The sequence below is a fragment of the Oceanobacillus sp. FSL W8-0428 genome (assembly GCF_038004405.1).
GTDB lineage: Bacteria > Bacillota > Bacilli > Bacillales > Amphibacillaceae > Oceanobacillus > Oceanobacillus sojae.
This window is the reverse complement of sequence record NZ_JBBORB010000001.1, coordinates 447473-464938: the sequence shown is the minus strand read 5'-3', so window position 1 is coordinate 464938 and position 17466 is coordinate 447473. Positions and strand designations below refer to the sequence as shown.

At 36.5% G+C, this 17466-nt stretch carries 15 protein-coding genes; 12 read left to right on the top strand and 3 right to left on the bottom strand.

Annotated features, from left to right (window positions below):
* Positions 1–249: 249 nt before the first annotated feature.
* From MKY30_RS02055 to MKY30_RS02025, 7 genes are all read left to right on the top strand, one after another.
* Complete coding sequence (locus MKY30_RS02055) at positions 250–3024, top strand: sigma 54-interacting transcriptional regulator (RefSeq protein WP_341082651.1); 2775 nt, start codon at positions 250–252, stop codon at positions 3022–3024.
* Between the two features lie 73 nt (positions 3025–3097).
* Positions 3098–3517 (top strand): PTS sugar transporter subunit IIA, encoded by a 420-nt coding sequence (locus MKY30_RS02050; RefSeq protein WP_341082650.1) that lies wholly within the window; start codon positions 3098–3100, stop codon positions 3515–3517.
* Positions 3518–3534: 17 nt separating this feature from the next.
* The gene (locus tag MKY30_RS02045) at positions 3535–4005 is read left to right on the top strand and encodes a PTS sugar transporter subunit IIB (RefSeq protein ID WP_339283043.1); all 471 of its coding nucleotides are present in this window, start codon (positions 3535–3537) and stop codon (positions 4003–4005) included.
* A gap of 17 nt (positions 4006–4022) precedes the next feature.
* Positions 4023–4811: a PTS mannose/fructose/sorbose/N-acetylgalactosamine transporter subunit IIC gene (locus MKY30_RS02040; RefSeq protein WP_341082649.1), complete on the top strand. Its 789-nt coding sequence runs from the start codon at positions 4023–4025 to the stop codon at positions 4809–4811.
* Positions 4792–5622 carry a PTS system mannose/fructose/sorbose family transporter subunit IID gene (locus MKY30_RS02035; RefSeq protein ID WP_445667706.1) on the top strand — a complete coding sequence of 277 codons (831 nt, stop codon included), beginning with the start codon at positions 4792–4794 and terminating at the stop codon, positions 5620–5622. Before MKY30_RS02040 ends, MKY30_RS02035 begins: the two co-directional genes overlap by 20 nt.
* A gap of 12 nt (positions 5623–5634) precedes the next feature.
* On the top strand, positions 5635–6684 hold the full coding sequence (locus tag MKY30_RS02030; protein WP_341082646.1) for an SIS domain-containing protein: 1050 nt from the start codon (positions 5635–5637) through the stop codon (positions 6682–6684).
* A gap of 16 nt (positions 6685–6700) precedes the next feature.
* Positions 6701–7696, top strand: a complete 996-nt coding sequence (locus tag MKY30_RS02025; protein ID WP_341082645.1) for an SIS domain-containing protein — start codon at positions 6701–6703, stop codon at positions 7694–7696.
* Between the two features lie 327 nt (positions 7697–8023).
* Here the strand turns inward: MKY30_RS02025 and MKY30_RS02020 are convergent, their stop codons facing one another.
* The 3 genes from MKY30_RS02020 to MKY30_RS02010 are packed head-to-tail and all read right to left on the bottom strand — an operon-like array spanning position 8024 to position 11333.
* Complete coding sequence (locus tag MKY30_RS02020) at positions 8024–9019, bottom strand: Gfo/Idh/MocA family protein (RefSeq protein WP_341082644.1); 996 nt, start codon at positions 9017–9019, stop codon at positions 8024–8026.
* Between the two features lie 24 nt (positions 9020–9043).
* Positions 9044–10180 carry a Gfo/Idh/MocA family protein gene (locus tag MKY30_RS02015; protein ID WP_246145100.1) on the bottom strand — a complete coding sequence of 379 codons (1137 nt, stop codon included), beginning with the start codon at positions 10178–10180 and terminating at the stop codon, positions 9044–9046.
* A gap of 49 nt (positions 10181–10229) precedes the next feature.
* Entirely contained in the window at positions 10230–11333 is a 1104-nt protein-coding gene (locus MKY30_RS02010) for a Gfo/Idh/MocA family protein (RefSeq protein WP_341082642.1), read from the bottom strand.
* 215 nt (positions 11334–11548) lie between these two features.
* On the opposite strand from MKY30_RS02010, the gene MKY30_RS02005 reads away from it, so the two are divergent.
* The 5 genes from MKY30_RS02005 to opp4A are packed head-to-tail and all read left to right on the top strand — an operon-like array spanning position 11549 to position 17170.
* Complete coding sequence (locus MKY30_RS02005; protein ID WP_339283033.1) at positions 11549–12589, top strand: ABC transporter ATP-binding protein; 1041 nt, start codon at positions 11549–11551, stop codon at positions 12587–12589.
* Complete coding sequence (locus MKY30_RS02000; protein WP_147210031.1) at positions 12567–13493, top strand: ABC transporter ATP-binding protein; 927 nt, start codon at positions 12567–12569, stop codon at positions 13491–13493. Before MKY30_RS02005 ends, MKY30_RS02000 begins: the two co-directional genes overlap by 23 nt.
* Before the next feature lie 12 nt (positions 13494–13505).
* Positions 13506–14471, top strand: coding sequence for an oligopeptide ABC transporter permease (opp4B, locus tag MKY30_RS01995; protein WP_339283031.1), 966 nt, complete (start codon positions 13506–13508; stop codon positions 14469–14471).
* Positions 14472–14515: 44 nt separating this feature from the next.
* Positions 14516–15385 (top strand): ABC transporter permease, encoded by an 870-nt coding sequence (locus MKY30_RS01990; RefSeq protein ID WP_445254575.1) that lies wholly within the window; start codon positions 14516–14518, stop codon positions 15383–15385.
* 12 nt (positions 15386–15397) lie between these two features.
* A complete protein-coding gene (gene opp4A / locus MKY30_RS01985; protein ID WP_339283027.1) occupies positions 15398–17170 on the top strand; it encodes an oligopeptide ABC transporter substrate-binding protein in 1773 nt (590 codons plus the stop codon).
* Positions 17171–17466: the final 296 nt, after the last annotated feature.

The window sequence follows — 17466 nt, the reverse complement described above, 5'->3', positions numbered from 1 at the left end:
ATTTTCACCTGTTTTAGCTGTACTTATTGCAGCTACCTTTATAGCAATCAGCACGAGAAAATTAATCTTTGGCAACAGGATGGAGTGCCAGGTTTCTAAATATCAGTACCGTTGGATGTTGTAGTAGCGGGTGCTGAAAACGCCCGTGAGGAAAGTACTTATGATACATATACTCTCTTTTAATACAAATATTCTCTGCATATTGACTTTTGTAAGCGTTTGTTTAATTATGAAGAGGAGGTGGAGCGTATGATTAAAGAAGAATTAATAAATTACTTAGAAAACCAGACAGCTTTCTTAGATTTAGACAATATTAGTGAAATATTTACTTCCAAGATAATAGGGGAGCAATTTAATTTAAAAAGAAATACGGTGAGTCACTATCTAAATCAATTAAATGAACAGGGAAGTGTCATTAAAATAAATACACGTCCGGTTTACTTTTTTCATAAGAATGCTTTTGAAACACAATTCTATACGCTATCCAAAAGTATATATCATAGTTTAGATGAATTAAAAGAAGAGCAGCCTTTATTTCAAAAAAAGAAGGATATATTTTCATTTTTAATTGGAAGTGATGCAAGTTTGGCAAGGAGTATAGAACAATTAAAGACAGCACTTTACTATCCGGAAAATGGCTTGCCAGTGTTATTGACAGGAGAAAGCGGGACAGGTAAAAGCTATATGGTGAAAATCGTCTATCACTTCTGTTTAGCAAATGATTTAATTAAGGAAGATGCGCGAATGATTACTTTAAATTGTGCTCAGTATGCTAATAACCCTGAACTTTTAACTAGCCATTTATTTGGACATGTCAAGGGAGCTTTTACGGGCGCAGATGAAGATCATAGAGGTATTTTTGAAGAAGCAAATGGCGGGATTTTGTTTTTAGATGAAGTTCACCGATTAAACGCAGAGGGGCAGGAAAAACTATTTACCTATCTTGATCAAGGGATAATTTATCGAATGGGTGAAACGAATAATCCGCGTAAGGTCAATACAAGATTATTCTTTGCAACTACCGAAGATTTAAATAGTGTCTTTTTGTCCACGTTTATTCGTCGTATTCCTGTTCAAATAGAATTACCCCCTTTGGAGCAGCGAACACAAAATGAACGTTTAGAGATGATATATGATTTTTTAATAAAAGAAAGATCAAAAATTAAAAAAGTCTTATTAGTGAGCAGTCAAGTTTTGCACTTATTAAAAACTACTCCTCATCAGGGGAATATCGGTAAGCTGAAAAATGTAGTGAAAGTAACGGTAGCAAAAGCATTTTCTGAGCAAAAAGATGCCAATAATATCTATATTACTATTTATCACTTACCTCCTGATTTATTAGCAAAAGCTGCTTTGAAAACGAATGCAGCTATGGAAGAAAATATAAAAATTGATGAAACTACAAGTATAGAAAGTTTATCAACGAAAAAAAATCCTGAAGAGCTGCGAATTATTCGCACATACGAACGTTTACTGGCCAGCTTTAAGAAGTCGGGATCCAATATTACAGTTATTGGTGAAGATATAAAAAATGAGGTAGAAAATTTATTTGATTTTTTAATATTTGAAACAGATCGAGAAAAGAAACACGAATTATTATTATTCATGACTCAATATGTGCGTGATACGTTAAAACAGATGGAGACCTCTTATCAGATTATATTTAATGGTAATAGTGTCTATGCCGTTAGTTACTATTTATTCCAAAGAAGTTCCGTCCGCTGGCAGCCTGATGATGTGGAAGTACAAACTTTAATCAAAGAATTTAAGCAAGCAGTCATTCAAGCATATCCTATGCTATTTCAGTATACAGAAAGAATGCTATCTATCATTAAACCCAGGTTGGATATTGAAGTATTTGATATGGATTTAATTTTACTGACTCTTTACTTCAGGCAATTAGGTTTATCCCGGGAATCCAATTTTGCAAAAGCAATTATTGTTGCCCATGGCTATGCAACTGCAAGCAGTATCGCTAACGTGGCCAATCGCTTATTAGGTAAAAACATTTTTGAATCGTTTGATATGCCGATTGATACTACGCCACAAAAAATCGCTGAGGAAATAGTTGATTATACTGAAAAAAATGATGTGAGCAATGGCCTTGTTATTTTGGTGGATATGGGGTCATTAAAAGCAATATATGAATATTTTCCACAACAATTATCCGTTCCCGTTATGATTATGAATAATATAACCACCCCTCTGGCAATAGCTATAGGGGAAAATATCCAGAAAAATATGAACCTGTCTGAAGTAGCGGTTCATTCATTTGAAGATAATCAACCAGACTGGAAGATAATTTATCCACAAAAAAATAAAAATAAAGCGTTATTGACTACATGCTTTACCGGAATCGGTACAGCAACAAAAATTAGTAACCTTCTTGAAAAAAGTTTACCAATAAATAGTCCGCTAAAGGTGCTTCCTTACGATTATCAAACACTGCATGATCAAAAAGAAAAAGAGACTGTTTTTTCACTTTATGAAGTTGTTGGAATTGTAGGAACTGCAAACCCGATGATTCGGGATATTCCTTATTTATCTCTTGAAGAATTAATTTCTGGAGAAGGTACACTGCATCTAAGAGAATGGCTAATGAAAAGTCTAGATAATGAGCAGGCAGAACAATTTAACGACCGATTAATCCGCAACTTTTCACTTGAAAAAGTAATAGATTCTGTAACAATATTAGACACGGATAAGGTAATGGCAGAAATCGAATTATTTATGCGAATACTAGAGGAGTTAACTGGACAAAAAATTTCAAATGAGAGAAAGCATGCTCTATATGTGCATGTCAGTTGTTTGATTGAACGGTTAATTCGTAATGTTCCAATTGAAATCTATAGTGGAAATGACATCGATGAAGAGTGTCGGGAAGAACAGCTTGTCAGAATAAAAGAAGCATTCAGTGTCATAGAAGAAGATTACAGTGTCAAAATACCAAATTCAGAATTAAAATATATTTATGATATTCTCTTTCAAAAACTTGATTTTTCAATCGTTAACGAAGATTTTTAATAGGTAAACAAAGCGTGCCACTAAAGTTGGCACGCTTTTTGCTTTATATAAGTGTAAGTGAGGTGAAAAAAGGATGGAAAGAAAATTAGTTTTGGCTAGTCACGGAAAGTTTGCGTCAGGAATTTTAAGCTCTTTAAAATTAATTTGCGGTAAAAACAGTAATATTATCACTCTGGATGCTTATGTAAAAGCAAATTATGACTTAGCTTCAGAAGTTGAGAAATTAATGAGAGAAAACCGGGGTAAAGAATTAATCGTTATCACAGATATATTTGGGGGGAGTGTGAATAATGAATTTTTGAAATATATATATACACCAAATTTCTATCTTGCATCAGGAATGAATTTACCTTGGTTAATTGAAATTGTAACTCAATTTACAACAGCAAAATCCATTCCGGGATTAATCAAGGATTCTTTAAATAACTCAAAGGAAATGATTCAATTTTGCAATGAAACAATCCATAAGGAAAGTGAAGAAGAGGATTTCTAAAAAGGGAGGAAATAAGAATGATTAAATTATTGCGAGTAGATCACCGTCTACTACATGGACAAGTGGCATTTTCTTGGACGCAGAGCCTGGGTACAGATTGCATTCTGGTTGCAAATGACGATGTACCAGAAAATGATATCAGAAAAACGACGATTAAATTAGCAAAGCCACAAGGCGTGAAATTAGTCATAAAAAATATTAACGACTCTATTAAAGCTTTGCAAAGCGGTGTAACGGATAAATATAAGTTATTTATTGTCGTTGAATCTGTAGAAGATGCATATAAGCTGTCAAAAGCCTATCCAGAAATTCAAGAAATAAATTTAGGCGGTATGAAAATTCGAGAAGGTACAAGAAATATTTCAAAGGCAATTAATATTACTAAAGAAGAAGAAGAGCTGGTTAAAGAATTAGTAGACAGCGGAGTAGAGGTGGAAATTAGACAAGTGCCATCGGATAAAAAAATTAAGGCGCTAGACGCTTTTTAAAGAAAGGATGAAATTAAGTGATTTTACAAGCAGTCCTTCTTGGGGTTATAGCATTTATTGCTCAATCCGAATATGCACTAGGAACTTCTTTGTTATCTCGCCCAATTGTAACAGGATTATTTACTGGAATTGCACTAGGAGATATTAAAACAGGTATCATAATGGGAGCCACTTTAGAACTGGCTTTTATAGGTTCGTTTTCAGTTGGAGCTTCTATCCCACCTGATGTCGTAACTGGAGGAATACTAGGAACAGCTTTTGCTATTACGGCAGGCGCAGGAACTGAAACAGCGCTATTACTAGGGTTGCCAATTGCTACATTGACTTTAATTTTAAAAAATATCTATTTAGGATTGGTAATTCCTACAATGAATCATAAAGCAGATAGTTATGCAGAGATGGGAAATTACAAAGGAGTAGAACGAATGCATTTAATTGCAGGATTCGGGCTTTCTCTCATGTTGGCGTTAATCGTATCTATTTCTTATTCTATCGGAAATAATGCTGTACAGTCATTTTTGAATGTGATACCAGAATTTGTTCAAACCGGTCTAACTGTTGCTACAGGGATTATTCCTGCTTTAGGATTCGCTATGTTAGCGAGATTATTAATTAATAAAAGTGTCGCTCCTTATTTCTTTTTAGGGTTTATTATTGTAGCTTACTTAGATATTCCTATTACCGGAATTGCTATATTTGGAGCTATTTTAGCAGTAATTATTGTTAATATCATGAATTTTGCAAAAAAGAATGAGCAATCTGCTCAGACAACAGATGGGGAGGTCCTTGATGATGAAGACTTCTGATCCAAAAGAAAAATCACTAATAACAAAAAAAGACTTAAACAAAGTTTTTTGGCGTTCTTTTCAGATGGAGTTTTCTTGGCATTATGAACGTCAAATGAATATGGCCTATGTTTATGCAATGATTCCAATCCTGAGGAAACTTTATCAGACAAAAGAGGAAATGGCTTCCACTTTAAAACGACATTTAGAATTTTTCAATACAACGCCTCATATTGTAACGCTGATTTTAGGAATTAACGCAGCTATGGAAGAGGAAAACCGTTTAGATAAGAAATTCGACGAAAAAGCGATTGATAGTATAAAAACTTCATTAATGGGACCGCTGGCTGGAATAGGGGATTCGTTCTTTTGGGGAACATTACGATTGATCGCAACTGGTGTAGGAACCTCACTTGCATTACAAGGAAATATATTAGGTCCAATTTTATTCATATTAATTTTTAACATTCCACACGTTGTATTACGTTATTTATTTACAGGTTGGGGGTATAAACTAGGCACTGGTTTTTTGAAGAAAATTCAAAGTAACGGTATGATGGATAGCTTGACTTTAGGAGCATCAATTATTGGATTAGTAGTTGTTGGAGCAATGACTGCTTCGATGATAGATATTACTATTCCGCTTTCCATAGGTAGTGGGGAAGAGGCAGTTACGATTCAAAGCATTTTGGATGATATTATGCCTCAATTATTACCATTAGCTGCTTTTGGTATCGTTTTCTATTTATTAAAGAAAGAAGTGAAACCTTTATCAATTATTGGAGGAATGGCTGTAGTTGGTATCTTGGGCGCTTGGATTGGGATATTTTAAGGAGGAAATGAAATGGTAAGTATGCTTGACTATATTTATGAAGAACAAGTAACTTTGGAAAAAATAATAAAAGAATTTGACTTTAATTTGCCGGAGTTAAAAGATGTTACACATTGTCTTATTCTAGCAACTGGATCTTCTTATAACGCATCCCTTGCAGCAAAATACTATATGGAGTCTACAGGAGATATGTATATAGATATACAAGAACCATTTGATTTCTTGCATTACGGCAAAGTTGATCCTAAATTTGATTTAGTTATTGCTGTTTCACAGAGCGGGAAAAGTACATCAACGATTCATGCTGTTGAAAAGATAACGCAGTCTCAAAAAATAAAGACGATTACTTTGACTAGTGATAGTGAAAGTCCAATTACTAAGGTTACGAATCGCACGCTTAATCTGAATATGGGAATTGAAAAAGTTGGTTTTGTAACGAAAGGTTATTCAGCAACTGTCCTAAATTTGATGTTACTGTCTCTAACCATCGCTTCACAATCTCATCGAATGGGTGAAAAGGTTCTGGAAAAAGAGAAAAAAAATCTTTGTAAAGCTGTTTACAGTATTAATAAAATTATAGATAAAACAGCAAAATTCTTTGAGAATAAAAAAGCCGAATTAAAGGAAAGCAATCGATTTCTTGCGATTGGTTATGGGCCAAACTGGGGAACAGCAAAAGAATTTGAAACTAAATTTACTGAAACAGTTCGAAAACCATCTCAAGGATTTGAATTAGAGGCCTATATGCATGGTCCTTATTTAGAAGCAAATGAAACGCACAGTATATTTTTTGTTGAAACAGATAGTGCTATTTTATCTCGCTCAAAAGCGCTAAGAGGCTATATGGAGAGGCATGTGAAACGATGTTATGTCATTTCTACCCAAAGTGCAGGAGGAGAAGATGAGCTGGCTTTAGATTTAGATGTAAGTGAGAAGATTAGTCCATTGCTATTAGTAATCCCTTTCCAATATTTTGCCTATCAAATAGCGACGATACAAGGGATTGATTTAGGGCAAAGAATATTTGATGATTTTGATCAAGTACTTCAAAGTAAAATTTAAGAAAAGAGGGATAGATATGTTGAAATTTGATGAACAAAAACAAATTGAAAGCGTTAGCGGAGCTATTGCATTAAAAAATGAGATAGAACATATCATAGATGAGGTTTACGATAGAGGTTTTGATAATATTTATTATTTGGGCATTGGGGGCACGTATGCATCCAGTATGCAAGCTGTGACTTATATTAACGAAAAAAGCAGCTTGCCCGTGTTTGTCCAGCATGCTGCAGAATATTATACAACTGGAAACAAAAGACTGACAGAGAAATCTATAGTGATATTGTCTTCCGTAACAGGATCAACGCAAGAAGTGGTGAAAGCAATCAAAATGATAAAAGAACTAGGTTCAACGATTATTGCGTTTGTAGATGAACCGAATACTCCCTTAGCAGAAATGGGAGATTACGTTATCTCTTATCCGGGAAATGAGCAGTTAAAATTTTTTATGGCTGCCGACCGCTTCATGTATCGTAATGGTGAATTTCCAGATTATGAAGCTTATTATAAAGAATTAGAAGAGCATTTGGCTGTTGCTTTAGTAGAGGTAGAAAAGTCTGCTGATAATTTTGGATTTGAATTTGCTGAAAAGCATCGTCATGATGCGATGCACTATTTCATCGGTGCAGGTAATCAATGGGGAGCAGTATATTCCTATGCAATGTGTTATTGGGAAGAACAAAGCTGGTTACGTTCTAAATCTATTCACGCCGCTGAGTTTTTACATGGTACATTAGAAATTGTAGATGAAAATACACCAGTAACCCTGTTTATTGGAGAAGACGAACAGCGTGAATTAGCAGAAAGAGTAGGTAATCTCTTGCCGCGAATTTGTGGTAATTATACAATCATCGATTCAAAAGACTATGAATTGCCAGGTATTAGCGATAAATACCGTGGTAGATTATCGTATTTTATTATGCATGCGGTAACTCAAAGAATAGATGCCCATGTTGAGAAGTTAAACTGCCATCCATTAGAAATACGCCGTTATTACCGTCAGTTCGATTATTAGTGTTAAAAAATTATAATTAAAAGCATATAATTGGATAATTTCTATCTGATTATATGCTTTTTGTTAAATGAAATAATTAATGCACTAGCTATACTGGAAATAGAGTAAGCATTAGTGATACACCGATCATAAAACTCTCGCCTCTTTCTTGCTTGACACTACATTTCTCCTGGACAACCCTATAAGGGCTGTCCAGGAGAAATCAAACCTAAAGTGGAAATTGAATTAAGATTATCTTCATAGCAGTGAATCAAAGAAGATACACTGCCATTATCTGTCTTTTTACTTTGACTAGTTATCTCTCACCCCAAAAATAATATCCATTTACTATTCAATAGTAATTTTCTCTCCTTGTTTATCAGAAAGATAAGCCGCCTCATTAAGCAAGGTTAACGAAATTATGTCTTCCTTGGTAATAGAAGGAGCCGTACCATTTTGAATTAAGTGAACCCATTGCTCCATCGCTGTAGGTAAGCTTTCAGGTAATACTTCCGGTTCGGACCATTCATTTTTATTTAAGTGTGTACTTTTGATACGTACCTTGGAGTCTTCAATCAATAAACATCCCTGTGTCCCGTATAATTCTAATTGAAAAGGGCTTCCATAAGAATTGAATCCAGTTTCAAGTACGCCGATTGCTCCGCTTTTATATTGTGTAACAACAACAGCGTTGTCTTCTACGTTATGTTTTAATGATGAATGCAGGCTGGAATAAACGTTTGCTAAAGGTCCAGCTAAACGGTTGGTCAGATAGATGGGATGGGCGCCTAAGTCAATCAAAGCACCGCCTCCGCAATCATCTTTATCATAAAAATGACTTGGAAGCCAGCCATTAGGATGGGTTTCTGTTGAAACAGATCCATTATGAGCTAATCTGCAGCGGATGCTGGTTAGATTTCCTAACCAGCCTTTTTTGAATGCTTCTTCTGCGTAAAGGAAATAAGACTCTGTAAGTCTTGGCAGGGATACCATGAGTTTTACATTTTCTTTTTCTATCGTTTCATATATTTTTTTGCAGTCTTCCACGGTGAATGCTAATACTTTTTCTGTGAAAATATGTTTTTTATGTGCTGCCGCTTTTTGAATAATTTCTGTATGCCATTTCGTTGGTGTATTGATAATGACGGCATCAATATGAGGATCATTTAAAACGGTACCCAGATTTTCTTCGAATGGAACTTCCCATTTATCTGCCCATTCTTTCCCGCGGCGAGTGTCTTCATCCCAAATACAAGCGAGGGAAAGCTGCTTATTTTCTTGAACCTGCTGCGCATAATCCTCTGCGTGGACATGCCATTTACTAAGTAAAGCAACGTTAATCATATGTGTTTTCCTCCTTTTTAAACATTAATTGATGTAATCAGATAGTTTGACCCATTTTTTTAATCGATGAGATTCTTCTACAGCGTGTATTACAAGCTGATTGAGATAACCATCCTTGAAATTTGGTACTTCTAATGTTTTATTTTTAATCGAATCCATCATTGTTTTTATGAGATTGATAAATGTGTGTTCGTATCCAAGAATATGACCTGGAGGCCAGTAATTTTCTCCGTACGGGTAGACTTCTCCAGTACAGTTTATAGTACGGAATCCTTGAAGCTCTGCACTATCATTCTCCAGGTAAACATGTAAATGATTCATATTTTCAAGATCCCATCGAATAGATCCTTTTTCTCCGTTTATTTCAATTCTGTTGCCGTTTCGATTTCCCGTGGCAAAGCGGGATGCCTCGAAAACTCCTAAGGCTCCATTTTCAAATTTCGTTGTGAAAATAGAAGCGTCGTCCACAGTTACAAGTTCCTTTTCATCTGTGTTTTCTGCTGCACTTGGTCTTTCTTTGATGAAGGTTTCTAATAACCCGGAAACCTCAGAAATTTCACTGACCAGGAATCTGGCTAAATCAATGATATGGCTGCCGATGTCCCCAAGAGCACCAGATCCTGTTCTTTCTTTTTGGAGTCTCCAGGTAACTGGTGCAGATGGGTCAATCAACCAATCTTGCAGGTAAACTGCGCGTATATGATAAATTTTTCCTAGCTGTCCTTCCTCTATCATCTTTTTTGCAAGTTGTATTGCTGGAGCAAATCGGTAATTGTGACAGACCATGTGCATGACACCAGCCTTTTCAACTGCTTCAAGCATCCTTTTGGCGTCCTCTAAAGTCGTAGCTAAGGGTTTTTCACAGATGACGTGTTTTCCTGCTTCAGCAGCTGCAATTGCTATTTCAGCATGTGTATGATTTGGTGACACAATATCGATTAAATCGATATCTTCCCGTTGAATCATTTTTTCCCATTCTGTTTCAGAAGAAGACCAGCCCATTTCTGAAGCTGCCCGGCTGACGTTTTGTGAATTTCTTCCGCAAAGAGTTTGCAGAACAGGACGTGTCGTATTTTTAAAGTAAAAAGGGATATTGCGATAAGCGATACTATGTGCTCTTCCCATAAACTGATAACCTATCATTCCAACTCGGATACTCATGTATTTCACCTCTTCTTTGAAATAATGAAAAAACGATAGTATTAGATGACTATATCTTGGCAGGACGCAATTCGGGAATTGAAATAGATACTTCTTTTCCGGCTTCAGCAGATCGTAATATTCCGTCAATAATCGCCTGATTGATTAAAATTTGTTCTGCTGGAATCGGAGCGATGTTCTTTCCTTCCTGAATGGCTTTGACAAATGCTCTTACTTTTTCATAAAAGATATTTAGATTGTGTTTTTTAACAGGAATTGATGTGTCAACATGCTGTCCTATTACATCATGGAAGAGATCGATGGAACCGATTCCTCCATCCCATACACCGCTCCAGGGCCCTTGACCTGCCGGTGTCAGTTTCAGCCCGGCATTGGTCCCTAAGAACAGAGTTGGTCCTAATGTATCCATATGCATTGCCCAGGAAACCTTAAAATTAATTACTTTTCCACCCTCTAAACGAATGAGGGCAATGCCGAAGTCTTCCACCTCAAAATTCTCAGCCTCGGGATGATGGTCCGGATTTGTACCAAACAAATTTGATGTGTAAGCGGAGACAGAGATTGGTTTTGGATAGCCTAATGTATTTAATGCTAAGTCCAGCGAGTAACAGCCGATATCTGCCATCGCGCCGGCACCGGCTAATGCCTTTTTAATAAAAGTTCCTTGTGGCATCCCCCGGCGCCGGCCTCCGCCGGTTTGAACGTAATAAACATTTCCTAATTCTCCGGAGCTTACAATTTCTTTTACCAATTGCATATTCGGATCATATCTTGGCTGAAAACCGACAGTCAGCATTTTATTCATCTTGAAGGATGTCTCCACCATATCTATTCCCTGTTCCAACGTGATAGACAATGGTTTTTCTACAAGCACATGTTTTCCAGCCAGCAGAGAATCTACACTTGTTTTATGGTGGGCAACATTTGGTGTGCAAACGCTTACTCCGTCGAGGTCTAATTCTAATAATTCTTGATGATCTTCAAAGGGTACTGCATTTTTTAATTCAAGTCTTTGGATAAATTCCGCTGCTTTACCCGGAACTAAATCCGCTACGGCTACTATTTCCACATCACTCATTTTTTTATAGCATTGAGCGTGTGCATTGGCAATGCCGCCGCTACCGATTATTCCAATTTTAACAGTTTGTGTCATAACTATTCCACCTTCACAAAAAATTTAATCTATTATTAAATATACTAAATATACATACTTAGTATGTCAACATTTATATTTTTGAAAATTTAAAATATGAAATTTATAATTATATAAAAAATATATATTGACATTCGTTGAAATATCTCACTATAATAATGATAATTAGAATTTATTAAAAAATCTAAAAATATAAAAGGAGATTAAAATTTGATATGTCAAATGATGATATATTATTACAAGTTGAAGATTTGACCACTTCCTTCCGGATAGATGACCAATATTATCCGGCGAATGACCATATTAATTTAGATGTATATGAGAATGAAATAGTGGCAATTGTTGGCGAATCAGGATGCGGAAAATCTGCTTTTGGACATTCCATTATGGGGATGCATAGTCAAGAACAAACGAAAATCAGTGGAAAGATTCATTTCAAAGGGGCGGATCTATTATCTTATTCAAACACTCAATTGAATAAAGTTCGCGGTAAAGAAATTAGTATGATTTTTCAAGATCCTTTAACTGCATTAAACCCTTTAATGATTGTAGGAAAGCAAATTGAAGAGGGAATGAAATACCACACGAAATTATCCAAAAACAAACGAAAACAAAAAGCGATAGAAATTCTTAATGAGGTGAAAATTCCGCAGCCGGAAAGAGTATATTCACAATACCCCCATGAATTATCCGGAGGGATGCGGCAGCGAATTGTTATTGCGATTGCAATCGCCTGTGAGCCCTCTCTGATTATCGCTGATGAACCCACGACCGCGTTGGATGTTACCATTCAAGCTCGAATTATCGATTTATTAAAAGAATTAAAAAGGCGAATGAAGACAAGCATTATTTTGATTACACATGATTTAGGTGTTGTGTCAGAAATGGCTGATCGTATAGCTGTGATGTATGCTGGAGAATTTGTAGAAATAGGAGAGACGAAGAATTTTCTGAAAAACCCGCTGCATCCTTATTCCAAATCATTGTTGCATTCACTTCCTTCCAAAAACAACCAGGGTGAAAAATTACACGTTATTAAAGGCGTTGTTCCATCATTGAACCATCTTCAAAGACAGGGCTGCCGCTTTAAGCCTCGAATGAGCGGCACAGATGATTCTATTCACGAAGAAACACCAACGTTAAGAGAAGTTGAAAAAGGTCATTGGGTCCGATGCACATGCTATAAACATTTTCAAATTGATAATCATAATCAAGTGGTGGAGGGGGAGAAGGATGACGTTTTTCAAGGTCAATAATTTAAAGGTTTACTATCCTATCCGTGGAGGCATTTTTCGCAGAGTTGTCAATCATGTGAAAGCAGTGGATAATATCAATTTTGAATTGAAGCGGGGCGAGACATATGCGTTAGTAGGTGAATCGGGATGCGGAAAAACAACAACCGGCAGAACAGTTGTCGGGTTAACAAAGGCTACCTCCGGGGAGGTCATATTTAATAATTTGGATTTGACAAAATGTAACCGCAAACAAATTAGGGAAACCAGAAGAGAGATACAAATGGTATTTCAAGATCCTTATTCTTCTTTAAATCCGAAAAAGACCGTCTATGATATCGTCGCTGAGCCGCTTCGGAACTTTGAGAACCTGTCGAAATCGGAAGAGAGGGAGCAGGTGGAATACTTTATGTGGAAAGTGGGAATGAGCAGAGATTCTTTGTTTAAATATCCTCATCAGTTCTCAGGAGGACAGCGGCAGCGGGTAGGTATTGCCAGGGCATTAACATTAAAGCCTAAAATAATCATCGCTGACGAGCCTGTCTCTGCGCTGGATGCTTCTGTACAGGCACAAGTACTTAACTTTATGCAGGACATACAGGAGGAATTTGGCCTTACTTATCTTTTTATCAGCCATGATTTAGGGATAGTCAGGCATATGTGTAATCGAATCGGCATTATGTACAAAGGAAAATTTGTAGAAGAAGGTACAAGAGAAGATATCTATGAAAATCCGCAGCATATTTATACCAGACGCCTAATTGCTTCTATACCTGAATTGGATACAGATCAGCATCAGAATAGTGAATTGCTTCGAAAAAATATTGAGGAAGAATATCAAAAGGAAAATGATAAATATTTTAATGAAGATGGAAGCGTAATGGATTTAAAGCCTGTATCAGATACCCATTTTGCAGCATTACGCTAAGGGGGCTTGAAAATGTGGAAATTTGTTGTTCGCAGGATATTAATTATGATACCCCAGTTGGTTGTTTTAAGTGTCCTGGTATTTATCCTGGCAAAGGTGATGCCTGGAGATGCTTTATCCGGCTTGGTGGAAACTCCGGGTGTTGATTCATCAACGATTGAAGATATGAGGACAAATCTGGGAATTAACGATCCAGTCCATGTTCAATATTTAAATTGGATCAAAGGATTGTCCCAAGGTGATTTAGGTACGTCCTATATTCATCAGCGCCCTGTTTTGGAATTATTAGAAGCGAGGCTTTGGAATACGGTTTATTTGTCAGCCGCAATTTTATTTTTAACGTATCTTATCGCTATCCCACTTGGTATTACTGCAGGAAGGTTTCATGATTCTTTGGTAGATAAGCTGATTGTCGGTTACAACTATGTCACCTATGCGACTCCTTTATTTATATTTGCATTATTAATGTTGTTTGTATTCGGGTTTCAATTACAGTGGTTCCCTACTGGAGGCAGCGCCGATATTAATTTGGAGCCTGAAACATTCAGCTACTATATGGATAAGATTTATCATTTACTTTTACCTGCTTTATCCGGCGCTTTATTAGCGACCGTTGGAACGATTCAGTATTTACGAAACGAAATTATAGATACGAAAATGAAGGATTTTATCAAAACAGCAAAATCCAAAGGAGTTCCAGAAGCAAAGATATATTCGCATCATATCCTTCGTAATTCTATTTTACCCATCGCAGCATTTTTAGGGTATGAAATTACAGGATTAATTACTGGTTCTATCTTTTTAGAGAGTATATTCAGCTATCCGGGAATTGGACAGTTGTTTCTGCAATCTATATCACAAAGAGACTTCAGTGTGGTAACTGCACTGGTAATGGTAACAGGGGTAGCGACGCTAATCGGTACACTGTTATCGGATATCATATTGAGTTTGGTTGATCCGAGAATCCGGGTGGAATAAAGAGGAGGGATAAAGTGAGTGTTGAAAGCAGTACAAGTGCTGAAATTCCATCAAATAAATTAACGGGCCTAAAGATTATGTTTAATGAATTTAAGAAAGATAAATTAGCCATTGCTTCAGTTATTATTCTGCTGATCATATTTATCTCGGTATTTGCTGGAGCGTTGATTTTAGATCAGGAAGAGGTTGTGCGGGTAGATTTATTTTCGATTTATTCTCCTCCGACTTCAGAGCATTTGTTAGGAACGGATTATGGAGGAAGAGATATTCTGGGGCAGCTTATTATTGGAGCGAAGAATTCCATTATCATCGGGTTTGTTATTACCGTGATTACTGGTGTTTTTGGATTTGCAGTTGGTTTGGTTTCCGGCTATTTCGGCGGGATGATAGATAATATCATCATGCGCATCATTGATTTTATAATGATTTTGCCGTTTCTTATGTTGGTTATTGTATTTATCACATTGATTCCAAAGTTCAATATTGTCACCTTTATTATGATTATGAGTGCATTTCTATGGGTCAGCAATGCCCGTTTAATCAGAGCCAAGACGCTGGCAGAGAAGGAGCTGGATTATGTCAGTGCATCCAAAATGTTGGGAGCTTCGAATATAAGAATTATGTATAGAGAAATCCTGCCTAATTTAACTTCCATTATCATTGTTAACTTGACGCTAAGCTTTGCAGGAAATATTGGAATAGAATCGGGATTGAGTTTCTTGGGATTTGGTTTACCGGAAAGTACGCCGAGCCTGGGGACATTAATTGGATATTCGACAAATCCTGAAGTATTACAGGGAATGTGGTGGATTTGGTTACCTCCATCATTATTAATTTTAATAATGATGTTGAGTATAAACTTCATCGGACAAGCACTAAAAAGGTCTGGGGATGCAAGACAAAGATTAGGATAGGAGGAAGAGAGTATGAGAAGGAAAAGTGCTTTGTGGATTGTTGTATCAGGGATATTGTTCAGTATTATTTTAGCAGGATGCAACGGCGAGGGTGAAAGCGACAGTGAGGGGAGTGGAGCAGAGGGGCAAACAGAAGAAATCGATCTTAATGAAGAGGTTCAAAATGATGGTGAAATTATCGAGGATGGAAGTTTAACCTATGGTTTAGTGTCTGATTCTCCATTCGAAGGAATTCTCAATAGTGCATTTCTTGCTGCAGCACCAGATGGTCAAGTAGTTCAGTTTTTTGATGAAGCATTGCTGGCAGTAAACAAAGATTTTGAGATTACAAATGACGGAGCAGCTACTTTTGAAATGTCAGATGACAACAAGACAATAACTATTCAAATTAAAGATAATGTGAACTGGCATGATGGGGAGCCGGTAAAAGCGGAAGATCTTCAATTTGCTTATGAAGTAATAGGGAGCCCGGAATATGTAGGCTCGCATTATGGATCACTGATACAAATGGTGGAGGGAATGGACGCATATAATAGCGGGGAAGCAGATGAAATCTCCGGGATTGAAATAATTGATGAGAAAACATTGTCAATAACGTATACGAAAGCATCTCCTGCCATATTGAATGGGATATGGTCTACTCCACTGCCAAAGCATTATTTAGGTGATATCTCAGTTCCTGATATCCCATCTTCCAAAGAGGTAAGGGAAAATCCTATTGGCTTTGGACCTTTTAAAGTGGATAGAATTGTTGCTGGAGAGTCTGTGCAATATAGTCGTAATGATGATTATTGGAAGGGAAAACCGAAGCTCGCTTCTATTACGTTAAAGATAGTGAATCCAAACACTGTACTGCAGTCATTGGAAAATGGAGAAGTAGATATTGCTGAAACATTCCCGACGGATCAATATCCGAATGCGGCAGATGGAGAAAACTATCAAATCATTGGCGGCATCAATAATTCCTATACGTATCTATCGTTTAAATTAGGACATTATGATACAGAAAAAAAAGAGAATGTTATGGATCGTCCGAAGCTTCAAAATAAGGATTTGAGAAAAGCAATGGGGTATGCGTTAGATATGGAACAAATTGCAGAGAATTTCTATCATGGCTTAAGTTTTCCGGCTACGACACTAATTGTTCCTTTCTTTGAAGGGTATCATGATGAAACAATAGAAGGATTTCCATATAACGTAGAAAAAGCAGAGGAGCTGCTGGATGAAGCTGGTTATGTAGATGTAGATGGTGATGGGTATAGAGAGGATCCAGACGGAGAAGAATTTATCATTAATTTCTTAGCAAGATCCGGAAGTGATACTTCTGAACCAATGGCTAAGTATTTCATCCAATCCTGGAATGACATTGGCCTGAATGTGGAGCTGGTTGATGGGCGTCTTCATGAATTCAATTCTTTTAATAAAATGGTAGATGATGATGAGCAAAAAGTGGATGTGTTTATTTCCGGCTGGGGAGTAGGAACAGATGTCGATCCATCAGGTATTTATGGACGAAAGATGCCATATAATAATTCGAGGTTTGTCAGTGAAGAAAACGATGAATTATTAGAAGCTGCATTATCCGAGGAAGCATTTGATACAGAAAGACGTAAAGAAATATATAATGAATGGCAGGCTTATATGTATGAAGAATCCCCTGTAATTCCTATTTTGTACAGTTACAAATTGTTAGGGGTAAACAATCGGGTGAAAGACTATTCTTTTGATACCACCATCTTCGGTACTTGGGAAGAAGTCGGTGTAACGGAAGAAACAGCAGAATAAAGTCATCCAGTAAAAACAGACGCTTTATAATCCTATATCATTTATTGAATGATATAGGATTATCTATTTCTGGATAATTCATCGTTTTAACTTATTTGTTTTATGGCCCATTAGTAAATGTTACATTCTGGACCTGATTTTTTTGATGCTAGAAAGGTATGTTTGTCGTATAATGGTCACAGGTACTATTTCTTCATTCTTTTACACCATGTAAATAGAATGGAGTGTTTTTGCATACATAGAACTCTTGGCCTTTTGGAGGATGTTCAAAAAGCCCAATAAAGATGACACGGAGA